Raw genomic sequence first — 15736 nt, forward strand, 5'->3', positions numbered from 1 at the left:
CGATGCGTCATCTCACTTCACCCGCTGTTGCCCGCCCGCCGCGACGACAAGCGATCCCAGGACCCCGATCGACTGGGCGGCTTCATATTCCGTCTGCTTCAGCGTGCTGAAAGTGTCGATGGAGCTGACCTGCGCGTCGTAATGGTCGCGCCCGGTGGTCAGCAGGTCGACAAGCTCGCGCTTGCCGGCCACGAACTGCTGTTCATAGGCCTCGAGCACCTTGTCGGCCTGCGCCAGCTGGTTTTCCTGTGCGACCCCGGTCTGCTGCAACACCACAATCTGCTGCACCGAGGCGCGGACCTTGTTCTGCAGATCGCGCTCGGTCGACAGCAGACTCGATTTCGCCGCGTCGAGATCCTGCTCCGCCCCCTTGATCGCACGGCCGCGGAAATTGCCGGCATCGAGGTCCATCGAGGCCGCGATGCCGATCGACCCGCTTTGCCCGCGTTCGCCATTCAGCGCCTGCCGGCCCTGCGCCTGGATCGAGATCGTCGGCAGACGCGAGGCCTTGGCCTTGTCGACCCCCTTCTCGGCGATGCTCACATCAGCCTTGGCAGAGACATAATCGGGGGCCACGATGACCGCCGAGATGATCGCCGCGCTGTTGCTGTAGAGCTTGGCAAAGCCGAGATCGGGCAGCGGATCGACCCGGTCCGGCGGCCGCCCCACGAGATACTCGATCTGAGCCAGCGCCATCTGCCGGTCGGCCTGGATCTGTGCCAGCTGATCCTCGGCGCGGGCGATCTCGAGCCGTGCCCGGGCGATCTCGGCAGAATCGGCAAGGCCGGCGTCGACGCGGTCCTGCGAATACTTGGCGATCCGGCGCGCGAAGGTCGCGTATTGCTCGGTGCAGGCCAGCTTGCGGTCCATCGTCTCGACAGTCAGGAACTGCAGCGCGATGTTGTAGGCCAGCTCCTCGACCGCGCTCTTCAGCTTGGCGACGGCCTTCACCCGGTCATAGGAGGCGATGCCGACCGTGCTGCGGATCCGTCCCCAGTCGAACAGCACCTGCGACAATGTCACCAGCGCCTTCGGGCCGCCGGTGGAGGTGGAGTTGGTCTCGGCCGCGAAGCTGACCGAGGGCAGCCACGCATCCTTCGCCGCCGCGATGTCGGTCGTGGCGCGGGACACCTTCTTGCGCAGGGCCGAGACGCTCGCGTCGTATTCGGTCGCCGCCCGGAGCGCCTCGCGATAGCTCATCGCCGCGCAGTCCGTCGCAAAAAGAGCAAGGCAGGCAATGCTTCCGGCCAGAAGGGAAAGCCGTCTCATTGTCTCAATGATCCCCCGCATCAGAGGGACGACCCGGTGACACGGGCAGGTGCCGGCCGGCCGGGCTCTTACGCGCCATGGACATCGTCGCTCCCCTGCATCAGATCCGCGAGCGTGGTGTCACTGTCGGGCAGCGACGCGGTGGTCGCCGCGCTGTCGGCGTCCGTGCCGCTGAGCTCGCTGGCGCTGTCGAACATGCCGCCCGCGAGACCGCTGTCGGAGCCCGCCGCCTCCGCGCCCGAACTGTCCGAGGCCGCGGCATCCGCAACCGCCGTCCCGCTGTCGAAGGACATCAGCGCGGCGATGTCGATCGAGGGGGTATCGCTGCTGATGAGGTCAGCGACAAGAGCAGCGGGATCCGTCGCGGTGTCGGAGGTGGTCGCGGCGTCATCGGCATGGACCTCATCCGTCACGGCGCTTGCGTCTGCCGTGTCCGCTGCGGGCGCGTCGGCGGGCGACGCGGCATCCGCATGTGACGATTTGCCACCGCCATCATCCGAGACGATGATCTCGCCCAGGATCGCGCCGAGCGCGGTCGAGAAGGCAAGCCTGTCCAGCCCCACCCCGCCAAAGGACCAGCCGCCGGTGCCGTCCGCAGCCTCCGCCCCGGCCGGGGCAGCTTCGGCCTGCACGGGGGCCGCGGCCTCGGCCTCCGGCGCCGTCACCACCGCGCCGGCATCTGCGTGGCCGGTGTCGACCGGATCGACCTCGACAGGATGGATCGTGCCGGTCTCGGGCTGAAAGGGTTCGGGCGCCAGAAGACCGGTCACCTCGACCGGGCCTCCCACGCCATCAAGAAGGCGGCTGGCATCCCCTTCCGGGCCGATCACAAAGAAATCGCGCAGCACAACCTGCTGGCCATCGAGCAGCGTCACGCGCAGATCGGCGCCGGCCTTCTCGAAATAGGCAATGCCGGGGGCACCCTTCCCGAAGTAGATGTCGGATGGTGCCGTGATGGAGATTTCCGATCCGTAGGCCCGGGCAGTCCCCCCCGTCGAAGGGGTTGCGGAAAAAATCTCGACCGCCATTTTGCCTCTACTCTCCTGATTCCCCGCCACTGCGGCGGTTGTATCGACTGTCAGGACATCAAAACAAGCCCTGTCACTTCCGGCCACGGCAACGAAGGCCAGGCAAGACCGCCCTCACGCTGCCCGGAGCGACGCCGGGCCCGGGCCTTTCCGAAAGAAAGCTGCGCCTCCCGGAAAACACCGGAAGGCGCAATTTCAGATGCGGAGAGCCCCGAGGCTCTCCGGCTCCGATCAGCCGAGGAGCGAGTTGTCACCGAGCAGGGAGTCGAGGGTATCCGACACCGTGTCGAGCGTGCCGCCGAGCAGACCGTCCGACCCGCCAAGCAGCCCCCCGAGAAGGCCGTCGGACCCGCCGAGGAGACCGCCAAGCAAGCCATCCGAGCCGCCGAGGAGACCATCGACGGTGTCGGTCACCCCGCCGAGCAGGCCATCGGACCCACCGAGCAGGCCGTCCACGGTATCCGTCACCCCGCCAAGCAGGCCGTCCGAACCGCCGAGGACGCCGCCGAGCAGGCCGTCAACCGTGTCCGTCACCCCGCCGAGAAGGCCGTCGGAGCCGCCAAGCAGACCGCCGAGCAGGCCATCCGAGCCGCCGAGGAGACCATCGACGGTGTCGGTCACCCCGCCGAGCAGGCCATCGGACCCACCGAGCAGGCCGTCCACGGTATCCGTCACCCCGCCAAGCAGGCCGTCCGACCCGCCGAGCAGACCGCCGAGAAGGCCATCCGAACCACCGAGGACGCCGCCAAGGAGGCCGTCAACCGTGTCGGTCACCCCGCCAAGCAGGCCGTCGGAGCCACCAAGCAGACCGCCGAGAAGGCCATCCGAACCTCCGAGGACGCCGCCCAGAAGGCCGTCAACCGTGTCCGTCACGCCACCGAGCAGGCCGTCGGAACCGCCGAGCAGGCCATCCAGAAGGCCGCCGTCGGTCGCGGTGCCATCGCCCAGAAGCCCCTCGCCGAGCAGATCGCCAACGAGGCCCTCCGAACCGGTCACCGCCCCGAGCAGGCCATCATCGCCGATGAGCCCACCGAGAAGGCCGTCCGAACCGGTGATGTCACCCAGCAGCCCCGAGTTCCCCGTCAGATCGCCCAGAAGACCGCCGTCGGCAATCAGACCGTCGAGAAGCCCGTCGCTGCCGCCGAGAAGGCCGCCAACGGTATCCGTCACGCCACCGAGAAGGCCGTCGGAGCCACCAAGGACGCCGCCCAGAAGGCCATCAACCGTGTCCGTCACCCCACCAAGCAGACCATCCGAGCCGCCAAGCAGACCATCAACCGTGCCGGTCACCCCGCCAAGCAGGCCGTCCGACCCGCCGAGCAGACCGCCGAGAAGGCCATCCGAACCACCGAGGACGCCGCCAAGGAGGCCATCAACCGTGTCGGTCACCCCGCCGAGCAGGCCGTCGGAGCCACCAAGCAAACCGCCGAGCAGGCCATCCGAACCACCGAGGACACCGCCCAGAAGGCCGTCAACCGTGTCCGTCACGCCACCGAGCAGGCCGTCGGAACCGCCGAGAAGGCCATCCAGAAGGCCGCCGTCGGTCGCGGTGCCATCGCCCAGAAGCCCCTCGCCGAGCAGATCGCCCACGAGGCCCTCCGAACCGGTCACCGCCCCGAGCAGGCCATCATCGCCGATGAGCCCACCGAGAAGGCCGTCCGAACCGGTGATGTCACCCAGCAGCCCCGAGTTCCCCGTCAGATCGCCCAGAAGACCGCCGTCGGCAATCAGACCGTCAAGAAGCCCGTCGCTGCCGCCGAGAAGGCCGCCAACGGTATCCGTCACGCCACCGAGAAGGCCGTCGGAGCCACCAAGGACGCCGCCCAGAAGGCCATCAACCGTGTCCGTCACCCCACCAAGCAGACCATCCGAGCCGCCAAGCAGACCATCAACCGTGCCGGTCACCCCGCCGAGCAGGCCATCCGAACCGCCGAGGAGACCATCGACGGTGTCGGTCACCCCGCCAAGCAGGCCATCGGACCCACCGAGCAGGCCATCCACGGTATCCGTCACCCCGCCAAGCAGGCCGTCCGACCCGCCGAGCAGACCGCCGAGAAGGCCATCCGAACCACCGAGGACGCCGCCCAGAAGGCCGTCAACCGTGTCGGTCACCCCACCAAGCAGGCCGTCGGAGCCGCCAAGCAGACCGCCGAGCAGGCCATCCGAACCACCGAGGACACCGCCCAGAAGGCCGTCAACCGTGTCGCTCACCCCGCCAAGCAGGCCGTCGGAGCCACCAAGCAGACCGCCGAGCAAGCCATCCGAACCACCGACGGCGCCGCCCAGGAGGCCGTCAACGGAACCCGTCAGCTCGCCGACAACATCGGTGACATTGCCGAGCAGGTTGTCGACCGTCGAGCCGAGATCGCCGGTCACGCCGCCAAGAGCGGTGCCGAGGTTATCGACCAGTCCGGTCACCGCGTCCGTCACGCCGTTGCCGGTGGCGCCGTCGCCCAGCAGACCCGCGCCGAGCAGATCGCCCACGAGGCCGTCCGAACCGGTCACCGCCCCGAGCAGGCCATCATCGCCGATGAGCCCACCGAGAAGGCCATCCGAGCCCGTGATGTCGCCCAGCAGCCCCGAGTTCCCCGTCAGATCGCCCAGAAGACCGCCGTCGGCAATCAGACCGTCAAGCAGACCGGTGGTGCCACCCCCCGTGAGGTCGTCGACCAGGTCGCCAACCGTGCCGCCGACGTTGTCGACAAGATCGCCCACCAGATTCCCGGCGTCGCTCACCACGTCACCGACGGTGTCGAGCAGCTGGTCGAGAAGCGACGAATCAGAGGCATCCGTCGGATCCGTGGCATCCGTCGGTTCCGTCGTGTCGGTCGGCTCCGTGGTGTCGGTCGGCTCCGTGGTGTCCGTCGGCTCCGTGGTGTCCGTCGGCTCCGTGGTGTCGGTCGGCTCCGTGGTGTCCGTCGGCTCCGTGGTGTCGGTCGGCTCCGTGGTGTCCGTCGGCTCCGTGGTGTCCGTCGGCTCCGTGGTGTCCGTCGGCTCCGTGGTGTCCGTCGGCTCCGTGGTGTCGGTCGGCTCCGTGGTGTCCGTCGGCTCCGTGGTGTCGGTCGGCTCCGTGGTGTCCGTCGGCTCCGTGGTGTCGGTCGGCTCCGTGGTGTCCGTCGGCTCCGTGGTGTCGGTCGGTTCCGTGGTGTCCGTCGGCTCCGTGGTGTCGGTCGGCTCCGTGGTGTCGGTCGGCTCCGTGGTGTCGGTCGGCTCCGTGGTGTCGGTCGGTTCCGTCGTGTCGGTCGGTTCCGTCGTGTCGGTCGGCTCCGTGGTGTCGGTCGGTTCCGTGGTGTCCGTCGGCTCCGTGGTGTCGGTCGGCTCCGTGGTGTCGGTCGGCTCCGTGGTGTCGGTCGGTTCCGTCGTGTCGGTCGGTTCCGTCGTGTCGGTCGGCTCCGTGGTGTCGGTCGGTTCCGTGGTGTCCGTCGGCTCCGTGGTGTCGGTCGGCTCCGTGGTGTCGGTCGGCTCCGTGGTGTCGGTCGGTTCCGTGGTGTCCGTCGGCTCCGTGGTGTCGGTCGGCTCCGTGGTGTCCGTCGGCTCCGTCGTGTCCGTCGGCTCCGTCGTGTCCGTCGGCTCCGTGGTGTCGGTCGGCTCCGTGGTGTCGGTCGGTTCCGTGGTGTCGGTCGGCTCCGTGGTGTCGGTCGGTTCCGTGGTGTCGGTCGGCTCCGTGGTGTCGGTCGGCTCCGTGGTGTCGGTCGGCTCCGTGGTGTCCGTCGGCTCCGTGGTGTCGGTCGGTTCCGTGGTGTCCGTCGGCTCCGTGGTGTCGGTCGGTTCCGTGGTGTCCGTCGGCTCCGTGGTGTCGGTCGGCTCCGTCGTGTCCGTCGGCTCCGTGGTGTCGGTCGGCTCCGTGGTGTCGGTCGGTTCCGTGGTGTCGGTCGGTTCCGTGGTGTCGGTCGGATCCGTGGTGTCGGTCGGCTCGCTCGCGCCATTGCTGCCATTCGACATCATCAACACCGCGCCGAGCCCCGCAAGGCCGGCTGCGACCATCCCGCCGATGCCATCCATTCCGGCCCCGATCCCGGCGCCGGCGGCATCGACCGCCTCGGTGAGGCTCGTCACCCCGGAGAACGAGCCGTCCGAGAACAGCAGGCGGCTCACCTCACCCTTCGGACCGGTCTGGAAAAAGTTGTCGACGACGATCTGATCACCGCTGTTGAGCTTGAGCACCAGATCGTTGCCGCTCTTCTCATAGCTTGCCACATCTGCCCGAAGCGTCGGAACGCGTACATCCATGGGCTGGGGGACGGAAATCTTCGTGGTGTTCATTTTCAGCTCTCTTGGCTCTGGATCTTCACTGACAATGGCAGAGGTGACGACTATTTCGTCATTGCTCTACATACTTTCGTATCACCTATAGATCTAAAAATTGAGTTGATCTATCTTTAATTTCAGAACATCCACACCTAATAGTTTCCCAAACCGCATCCCTGCGCGGTCTCGGACCAGCGGCGGGTCCGGCGCGAGGATATGTCTGAGCGGCAATACCGAGCTGGACGTGGAGTTCGCTGCATTTTATGAGTTGGCCGAGGCAAGCCGGAGGAAAGCGCGCCGTGATCCGAAATGTGCTTCTGACCATCACACTCTCTCTCGCTGTCGGAGGGTGCGCCGATGGCGGCTTTTCCGTCGGTGCGGGGTCATCTTCCGCACGGAACACCGAAAAGGTCGCTGACGCGGCGCTTGGGGTCGGCGACTACAACGAGGCCGCCCGTCTCTACGAGCGCGCCGTCGCGACCTCGCCGCGGTCTGTTGATGCCTGGCTCGGGCTGGGCCGGGCCTATGGCGCCACGGGGCAGTTCACCCGCGCGCAGAATGCCCTAGCGGCGGCCCAAAAGCTTGCGCCGCGCAACACCGAAGTCCTTGTCGAGCTTGGACATCTCCAGCTCGGACAGATCCACCCGCGCGAGGCGCTGGAGTATTATGACAAGGCGCTGAAGGTCGACAGCCGGAACAAGGCGGCCCTGACCGGCAAGGGGGTCGCCCTCGATTACCTGTCGCGGCACGAAGAGGCGCAGCAGGTCTATCAGCAGGCGCTGGCGCTCTATCCGACCGACTTTCCGCTACTGAGCGACTCTGCGCTCTCGCATGTGCTGTCCGGCGACATCGGCGAGGGAATTCGCCTGATGGAACAGCTGCTGCGCGATCCGACCAAGGGGCGCACGGTGCGGGCGAACATGGCGCTCGCCTACGCGCTCGACGGGCGCGAGGCGGATGCGCGGGCGATGATGAGCGGCGACGTCGCCCCCGATGAGATCACCCGGACGCTGGCCTATTACCGCCAGATCCGAAAGGACTACCTCGCCGGGAAGCCGATCGGCTATCTGGTGTTCCGCTGACCGTCTGCGGGCCTTGCGCAGACGATCAAGACCGTATCGACGACTGACGCCCGACATGGGCGCAAACAATAACGAGTTCAGATAGTTAAGAAATCTTCACGGCAAGACGGGGGCTCCCCGCCCCTTGCTCCTGCCATGCCACGCCCGTTTGAGCCTCTGCCTCTCGTCCTGATCCGGATAAACACGTCATGCGTTTGAAAGTTGCCCTGCTCGTCACTCTCGGAACGATCCTCATCCTGGTGTCGTCCGCACTGCTGCTGGTGCGGGTGCGGGCCGCCGATCAGCGCGCCGAAGAGATGAACCGTGCCATTGCCGTCTTCGGTGACATCGTCTCGCTGCCGGCCCTCGAGCGCGACGTGAAACGCGGCGAGGAGATCACGCCCGCCGATCTTTCCGATCTCCGCATCCCGTCGGTCTATGTCCCCGAGGGCGTGCTGCGCGCCTGGCCCGAACGCACCGATCCGACGCAGAAATACTACGCCCTGAAGGACATCAAGGCGCATGCCCTGCTTCAGGCGGAGGAGGTCTGGCTCGGCTCGGCAGAGGACGGACCGCTGTTTGCGGCGGGCAAGGGCGCCGTGCCGATCACGCCGAAAAACCTCGCGGAGCTGGCACCGACGCTGAAGATCGGCGATTATGTCGACGTCTACTGGCAGCGTGCCGCGACGAACGGCCAGCCCGAGGTGCGGCAGATTGCCACAGCGCTGCGCGTTCTCGGTCTGCCCGGCGCGCCCGGTGCGCCGAAAACGCCGGATGCGCCGAAAAACGCCTTCGAGGGGCGCTTCGTCGTGGAGGCCGGTCAGGACCGGATTCCGGTGCTGCTGCAGGCGGCAAGCCAGGGGGACCTTTACGTCTCTCTCACCGGCAGCGCCTCGACCGACGAGAAGGGCAACATCATCGTCGACAACACCGTGCTGCGCACGCTGCCGCTGGTCACCCGCGCCGGCGCCGCCCCCGCCCCGCTCGCCGCGGCGGTCAACCGCATCACCGAGGCGCAGAAGACGCCCGAGCTGTGCAACCTGTCGGTGGTGCGCTCGTCGCAGCGCACGGTCCTCCAGGTTCCCTGCAACTGAGAGAAAGGATCAGCCCATGTCCGCTCTCAGAATCTGCACGGTCACCGACGGGCTCGACGCGGTATTGCAGGTGGCGGTGCTGCTGTCCTCGGTCGGCGACGACAGCAAGCGCACCGACCTGCAGCTGAACGCCGCGCAGGAGGTTCTGGGCAAGACCGGAGCCGGGGAATTCGACCTGATCGTCCTCGCCGGGACGGACGATGGCCGATCCCCCGACATGCTGCGCGAGGTTGCCAAGATCGCCGTCGCCCGTGGTGCGACCGTGCTGCTGCGCGGGGCCGAGGCCGTCCTGCCCGACGGGCTGCCGCCCGAGCTGGGCATCCTGCGCGGCCCGCCGTTTCCGACCGGCACCCTCGACGAGCTTCTCGCGGCCGCCGAACCCGTCGGCGGGACGACGGCCGCCCTGCAGCCGGAACCGGGCGCCGACGCCGGGCCGCGGATGCCGCTGCGCCGGCTCATCGCACGCCTGACCGGCCAGGCAAAGGCCGTCCCGCCTCCCCTTCCCCCCGCTGCCCCGCAGGTGCATGTGATCCAGCCGACCTGCGGCGGTGCCGGCAGCACGACGCTGAGCGTCAATTTCGCCGTCGCACTGGCCGAGCGGGCAAAGCTCGAGGACGACCGCACGGCCGTCTGCCTGCTCGACCTGAATCTGCAGTTCGGCTCGGTCGGCACCTACTTCAACCTGCCGGAGAACTCGCAGCTGCGGGACGCCTATCGCAACATCCGGCGAATCGATGCCGAGGTCTTCCAGAACTGCCTGCAATACCCCGTCCCCGGGGTCGCGGTGCTGCAGACCCCCGCCGAGATCATGCCCTTCGATGCGCTCAATGCCGCGTCGGTCGGAGAGCTGATCGCGCTGGCGCGCGGCACCGCGCCGGTGGTGATCGTCGACATGCCGCATTGCATCGCCGACTGGGCCGAACAGGTCTTCATCGAAGCCGACCGGATCTTCTGCGTCAGCACGCTCGACGTGCGATGCGCGCGCAACGCGCGGCTGCTCGAGCGGCTTCTGGCCGCCTCTTCGGTCGCCCCGCCCGAGCATGTGATCAACCGCGCCCCCGCCCGCCGCGCGCGCGAGTGGGACGAGAACCGCGCCGCCTTCGAAACCGCGATCGGCCGTCCGCTTTCGACGATCTTCTCCGACGGCGGCGCGCAGGTCACCGCCTCTTGCGACGCGGGCAACCCGCTGTGCAGCAGCGCCCCGAAAAGCCCCCTCGCACAGGAGATCCGGGCTTTCGTCGCGCGGTTCCCGATGCCCGTGGCACAGCAAGGAGAGAGGTGACCCATGTCGATGTTCGACAAGTTCCGGCAGGAGCAGAACGAGCAGGATGCGGGTTCCGCCACATCCGCCCCCTCGCCGCAACCGCCGCAGGCAGCCTTCGCCCCGGCGCCGTCACAGCCCGCCGCCCCTTCCGCCGAAGCCGTGCGCGATGACGCTGCGCGCGAGCGGCGGCACAAGCTTGGCGAGCTGCGCCAGGCCGCCCATGCGCGGCTGCTCGAAACCTTCAACCTGCCCGCGCTGCTGCAAGCGAGCGAGGCCGAGATCAAGATCGAGATCGGCAACATCGTGCGCGAGCTGATCCCGAACACCGCGGTGGCAATGAGCCGCTCGGAACGCGAACAGCTTGTCGACGAGCTCTATTACGAGGTCATGGGCCTTGGTCCGCTCGAGGTGCTGCTGAAGGACGAGAACATCGCCGACATCCTCATCAACGGCCCGAACATGGTCATCGTCGAGCGCAACGGCATGCTCGAGGAAACCGACGTCCAGTTCCAGAGCGAGGCGCACCTGCGCCGCATCTTGCAGAAGATCCTCGCCAGTTCGGGCCGGCGTCTGGATGAATCGACCCCCTATGTCGATGCCCGCCTGCCCGACGGCTCGCGCCTGAACGCCGTGATCTCGCCGATCGCCATCGACGGCACCCTGGTCTCGATCCGGAAGTTCCGCAAGGACAAGCTGACGCTCGAACAGATGGTGCTGTTCGGCTCGCTCAGCGAATCGATGGCGAGCTACCTGCGCGCCGCGGTGCAGGCGCGGCTGAACATCATCGTCTCGGGCGGGACCGGCTCCGGCAAGTCGACGCTGCTGAATGCGCTGTCGGCCTATATCGGCAAGCGCGAACGGATCCTGACCATCGAGGACACCGCCGAGTTGCAACTGCAGCAACGCCATGTCGGCCGGATGGAAAGCCGGCCTGCCAATGTCGAGGGCAAGGGCGCGGTGACCCAACGCGACTGCCTGCGCAATGCCCTTCGGATGCGTCCGGACCGGATCATCGTCGGCGAGACCCGCGGCGAGGAAGCGATCGACGTGATGCAGGCGATGAACACCGGCCACGACGGCTCGATGACCACGATCCACGCGAACACCGCCCGCGACGCGACCAGCCGGCTCAAGAGCATGGTGCTGATGGCGGGGCTCGAGATCCCGCTTGCCGCCCTGCGCCGGCAGGTCGCATCGGCCGTCAACCTGATCGTGCAGGTCGAGCGGATGCAGGACGGCACGCGCAAGATCGTCTCGATCACCGAAATCGTCGGCTGCGAAAGCGACGTGATCTCGATGCAGGAGCTGTTCTACTTCCAGCACGACACCATCACCCCGGAAGGGCGGGTCGAGGGGCGGTTTCTCGGCGCGGGCGTGCGCTCGCATTACATCGAGAGATTTCGGCGCAGGGGCATCCGCCTGCCCGATTCCCTTTTCAACGGAGAGGGATGATGGGGGGCTCGATGCTGCTTCTGGGGCTGTTCATGACCGGCGGCGTGATGCTGGTGATGGCGGTCTGTCTCTATGTCATCACCGATTACCGGCGGCTGCGGCAGCGCGTGCTCGAGCGCTTTTCCGGCTCCCATGCGGTCACCACCCCGGCCCCGGCCCCCAGGCGCCCGGCGCCGTTGCGGATCAACGACCCTGCCGCCCCCCGTGGCGCGGCCGGCAGCACGCTGCCGGGGCGGAAGCTGTGGCGCGACCATCGTCGGCTGATCCTCATCGGTGCGCTCACGCTGTGCAGCGTCATCCTGCCGGTCGGCATCGGCCTGCTGCAGATCGGCTTCTGGTGGAGCCTTCTCGCCTGCATCGTCGCGCTTGCGGCCGGCGCCGCCTTGCTGCCGCGCTGGCACGCGCGCAAGCTGCAGGCCGAAATCGAGGCAAGCGTGCCGGATGCGCTCGACATCGCGGTGCGCAGCCTGCGGATCGGCATTCCGATCAGCGTCGTCATCCGCACCCTGGCCGAGGACACGCCCGGCCTTCTGGGGGCGGAATTCGCCTTCACCGCGGACCAGATCAATTTCGGCAAGGACACGATCCAGGCGCTCGAGGAACTCGCGCAGCGCTGCGACAACCAGACCCTGCGCTTTCTCGCCGCCGCGGTCGCGATCCAGAACGAGACCGGCGGCAACCTGGCAAGCCTCGTGGAGAAGCTCGCGGCCCTCGCCCGCGCACGCATCCGGCTGCGGCGCAAGATCGACTCGATCACCGCCGAGGCGAAATGGTCCGGCATGTTCCTGTCGGGCTTCCCGATCGTCGCCTCCGGCGGAATCTGGCTGCTGGCCCCGGACTATTTCGCCCCGATGAAGGGCCATCATCTGACCCCCTCGATTCTGACGGCGGTGGTCCTCCTGCTTGTGCTCAACCTGATCTTCATGCGCCGCATCGTGCGCTTCGACACCTGAGGGCCGGATGGAAAACTTGGCCATTCTCGGGGTTGCGATCGGCGAGGCATTGCTGTTGGGCGGCCTGCTCCTGTGGCGCCTCGCGCCGCGCGCCGAAACCGTCGACGCGCCGGACGAGACCGAAACGCTCACCTTCCTCGCGGGAGACTTCTCGCCGCTGCAGCGACAGCTTGCGCAGGCCGGTTTCACCAACCCGAGCGCGGTTGCCCTGTTCAACCTTTCGAAGGCGCTTGCGGGGCTGATCGGCCTCGGCGCCGGTTACTTCGGGCTGGCCTGGTTTCAGGGCCACGTCCCGAATTTCACGATCCTGACCGTCTCGGCCCTCACCATCGCCTTCTGCGCCGCCTACATGATCCCCGCCCTGTGGATCAGCGCCCGTCAGGAGGCTTACAAGCAGCGCCTGGAAAAGGCCCTGCCCGATGCGCTCGACCTGCTGCAGATCTGCATGGAGGCCGGCCAGTCGCTTGACCAGTCGATCATTCGCACCGCGCGCGAACTGCACCCGGTCCATCCCGAACTGGCTGCGCATCTCGACTGGGCGGCCGAGGCGATCCTCGCCGGCATGGACCGCGGCGAAGCCTTCCGCCGGATCGCCGCCGAGACCGAGAACGAGGACATCGCGGCACTCGGCAATGCGCTGGTGCAGACGGTGCGGATGGGCACGCCGGTCGCGCAGACCCTGACCGTCTATACCGACGACCTGCGGGACAAGCGACTGCGCAAGGTCGAGAGCAAGGCCAATATCCTGCCGACCAAGATGACACTCGGCACAATGTTCTTCACGGTTCCGCCGCTGCTGCTGCTGCTGCTGACCCCGGCAATTCTTCGTATCATGGGGATGGTGTGATGCGCGCAACGACCCGCGGCGCCGGCTTGGCGCTGTTCTGGCGACACGACAACTCGGCCTCGGGACAGGCCGGACTCCCCGCCCGGCAGGCGCTTGCGATCAGCCTGGTCGCCCTGCTGTGTGCAGGCTTCCTGCCCGCGCAGATCTGGCAGCAGCCGGGACTGGCCGGTTTCGCGCTCAGCTGCGCCTTCGGGGCCACCGTGCTGACCGCCTTCCGCCATCATGTCCTGACCGCAGGCGAGGCACTCGCGGTCACGGCGGGGCTCGGGCTGGTCATGACCCTGCGCTTCCTGCCGATGCTGTCGCCACTCGCCGAGAACGGGCTGGAGCGTCTGCTCCTCGGCGTGGTCTTCGGGCTGATCGCGCTCGGGCTGAGCGACCGCCTGCCCAGCCTCGGCGGGGCGCGGACCGATCCGGATCAGCCACCGGGCTTCCTGGGCTTCACCCTGGGCTGGCAGGTGACCGCGGCGGTCGGGATCGCGGTGCTGCTTGTCGAACTCGTGCTGTTCAATGTGCCGATCGACCTCAGCTCGGCCCTGCACACCGAGCTGATCGCGCTCGGCATCATCACGGTGCGGAACTTCACCGGCTACGCCCTTGCCCACCACAGCCGCGGCGGGGCGCAAGCGCCCCGGACGCTGGCCGCGCTCGGCCTCGGGATCTTCACCCTGCTCCCGGCCGTCCTCGAGCTTGCCGGTGTCGCCCAGAGCGCGGCCCCCGCCATCGTCGCGCTGCTGGCGTCCTCGATGATGCTGCTGCTGATCAGCGTGTTCCGCACCGCGCGCGCCTCGGCGGCCTGTGCCGCCGCCAGTTGCGCCGCGCTTGGCGAGACGACCAGCCACGTCCCGGACATGGGCAGTTCACTGCCCGAACTTGCGGTGATTGCCGCCTTCATCATGGTTTTCGTGGCGCTGAACCGGTTCGCGCAATGGGGCATGGGGGACAGGCTGGCCGCCGCCGGTGCCGGGCGTCGCTTTCAGGCCGACGAGGGCCGCTGGCTCGCCGTGCTGGATCTCAACCGCCGCCTGATGAGCTTCCCGCTGTCGCGCGAGGCCGACCTGCAGAACGTGCCGTTCTCGCACCTCTTCTCCCAGGCCGAGCTGCCGCCGCTGATCGAGCTGTTCCGCCGGCTGAACGCCCCGAGCGCCGCGCCACCCGACAGCGAGACCCCGACGCCGCTGACCATCACCATCCCCGGCGAGGCGCCCACCCTGATGCGGGCGCGGGTGCTGTCGCGCGAGGACGGGCAGATCTGGCTCAGCCTGGCGGCCGAACAGTCCGACCGCAGCCTGGCGGCACGGCTTCAGGCCTGCGAGGCCAGCCTCGTCGAGGCCCGCGGCCGCGAGGAACACCTGCTTGCCGTCGCCTCGCACGAGCTGCGGACCCCGGTCACGATCCTCGCCATGCTGGTCGAGGACATGAAGGCCGGCTCGAGCTGGGACGAGATCGGCATCAGCATGGAAAGCACCGTCCGGCGGCTGACCGGCATCATGGAGAACCTGCGCGCCCAGACCGACAGCCAGGGCCGCGGCGAGATCTTCACCCTCGCCGAAATCGGCTTCCAGATCCTCGAGACCTTCAGCAGTTCGGCTGCGAACATCCGGCTGCGCCTCGACCAGTCGCAGGACTCCGAGCTGCTGCTGCAGGGCGCGCCGGTGCGCATCGTCGTCGCATTGTCGAAACTCGTGCATAATGCGATCGTGCATTCGCACGGCACCGAGGTCACGATCAGCTCGTTCCTCACGCCGGGCGAGGGCAACACAGCGACGGTGACCTGGATGGTGCGCGACGACGGAACCGGCGTTGCCGAAGAGGTCCGCGACCGGATCTTCGAGGCCTTCCGCGCCTCGGGCAACGAGGGCACCCGCGACGCGGCGCCGGGGCTCGGTCTCTATTACGCGCGCAAATCCATCGGCATGATCGGCGGCAAGCTCTGGCTGGACGACAAGGTCCAGCCGGGTGCCTGCTTCGTCATGACCCATCCCGTCCGCCTGCTGCGCGAGCAGTCGAAGAATGACGAGCCAAAGCAAGAAATGACACAAGACACTGTTCCCTACGCTTCGAAATCCGTCCTCCTGGTGGAAGACAACAAGCTCGTGGGCGAATTGACCGCGAACCGCCTGCGCCGGCTGTTCGGCACCGTGACCTGGGTCGAGACCGGAGCCGAGGCGCTGGCCAGCTTCCGGACGGCCCAGCCCTCGATCATCTTCGTTGACCAGCTCCTGCCCGGCATGACCGGCAGCGAGCTGGTCGAGGAAATCCGCCGGATCTCGACCTCGGTGCCGGTGGTCGGGATCACCGCCTCGACGCTCGGGTCGGAATGCGAGCGGCTGGAGGCGGCGGGGGCGAACCTCGCGGTCGAAAAGCCGCTAAGCTTCGAGCAGACGCGGCTGATCGCGCAGCAGTTCTTCGGCGCCGAAGACTGATCCGACGCCGACGCCCCCTGCCCCCGGTGCAAATCCGCGATGCGGGATTGCCTCCGCGGGGCAGCCGTGCGCAGATCCGGTATCCGCCCCTCCC

General features: G+C 67.8%; 11 protein-coding genes and 1 pseudogene. 8 read left to right on the top strand and 4 right to left on the bottom strand.

Annotated features, from left to right (window positions below; translation table 11 throughout):
* Positions 1-12: 12 nt before the first annotated feature.
* From AC0QTQ_RS16220 to AC0QTQ_RS16230, 3 genes are all read right to left on the bottom strand, one after another.
* Positions 13-1200 (bottom strand): TolC family protein, encoded by a 1188-nt coding sequence (locus AC0QTQ_RS16220; RefSeq protein WP_480257417.1) that lies wholly within the window; start codon positions 1198-1200, stop codon positions 13-15.
* A 137-nt stretch (positions 1201-1337) separates the two neighbouring features.
* The gene (locus AC0QTQ_RS16225; protein ID WP_480257418.1) at positions 1338-2297 is read right to left on the bottom strand and encodes a hypothetical protein; all 960 of its coding nucleotides are present in this window, start codon (positions 2295-2297) and stop codon (positions 1338-1340) included.
* A 231-nt stretch (positions 2298-2528) separates the two neighbouring features.
* A complete protein-coding gene (locus AC0QTQ_RS16230) occupies positions 2529-5033 on the bottom strand; it encodes a hypothetical protein (protein ID WP_480259253.1) in 2505 nt (834 codons plus the stop codon).
* Between the two features lie 64 nt (positions 5034-5097).
* On the opposite strand from AC0QTQ_RS16230, the gene AC0QTQ_RS16235 reads away from it, so the two are divergent.
* A complete protein-coding gene (locus tag AC0QTQ_RS16235; RefSeq protein WP_480259254.1) occupies positions 5098-6438 on the top strand; it encodes a hypothetical protein in 1341 nt (446 codons plus the stop codon).
* Here AC0QTQ_RS16235 and AC0QTQ_RS16240 read toward each other — a convergent pair.
* Positions 6423-6560: pseudogene (locus AC0QTQ_RS16240) on the bottom strand (BapA prefix-like domain-containing protein); the annotation flags it as partial. The gene AC0QTQ_RS16235 and the pseudogene AC0QTQ_RS16240 overlap by 16 nt on opposite strands.
* Before the next feature lie 284 nt (positions 6561-6844).
* Between AC0QTQ_RS16240 and AC0QTQ_RS16245 the strand changes: the two are divergent.
* The 7 genes from AC0QTQ_RS16245 to AC0QTQ_RS16275 all read left to right on the top strand — a co-directional run bounded on the left by AC0QTQ_RS16245 (position 6845) and on the right by AC0QTQ_RS16275 (position 15642).
* On the top strand, positions 6845-7627 hold the full coding sequence (locus AC0QTQ_RS16245; protein ID WP_480257419.1) for a tetratricopeptide repeat protein: 783 nt from the start codon (positions 6845-6847) through the stop codon (positions 7625-7627).
* A gap of 188 nt (positions 7628-7815) precedes the next feature.
* Positions 7816-8700, top strand: a complete 885-nt coding sequence (locus AC0QTQ_RS16250) for a CpaB family protein (protein WP_480257420.1) — start codon at positions 7816-7818, stop codon at positions 8698-8700.
* A gap of 16 nt (positions 8701-8716) precedes the next feature.
* A complete protein-coding gene (locus AC0QTQ_RS16255) occupies positions 8717-9982 on the top strand; it encodes a CpaE/TadZ family protein (RefSeq protein WP_480257421.1) in 1266 nt (421 codons plus the stop codon).
* Positions 9983-9991: 9 nt separating this feature from the next.
* Positions 9992-11416, top strand: a complete 1425-nt coding sequence (locus AC0QTQ_RS16260; protein WP_480259242.1) for a TadA family conjugal transfer-associated ATPase — start codon at positions 9992-9994, stop codon at positions 11414-11416.
* Positions 11416-12369, top strand: coding sequence for a type II secretion system F family protein (locus AC0QTQ_RS16265; protein WP_480257423.1), 954 nt, complete (start codon positions 11416-11418; stop codon positions 12367-12369). Before AC0QTQ_RS16260 ends, AC0QTQ_RS16265 begins: the two co-directional genes overlap by 1 nt.
* A gap of 7 nt (positions 12370-12376) precedes the next feature.
* Complete coding sequence (locus tag AC0QTQ_RS16270; RefSeq protein ID WP_480257424.1) at positions 12377-13216, top strand: type II secretion system F family protein; 840 nt, start codon at positions 12377-12379, stop codon at positions 13214-13216.
* Positions 13216-15642: a hybrid sensor histidine kinase/response regulator gene (locus AC0QTQ_RS16275; RefSeq protein ID WP_480257426.1), complete on the top strand. Its 2427-nt coding sequence runs from the start codon at positions 13216-13218 to the stop codon at positions 15640-15642. Before AC0QTQ_RS16270 ends, AC0QTQ_RS16275 begins: the two co-directional genes overlap by 1 nt.
* The last annotated feature ends 94 nt before the right edge of the window (positions 15643-15736 follow it).

The sequence above is a fragment of the Paenirhodobacter sp. YD-8 genome (genome assembly GCF_056590935.1).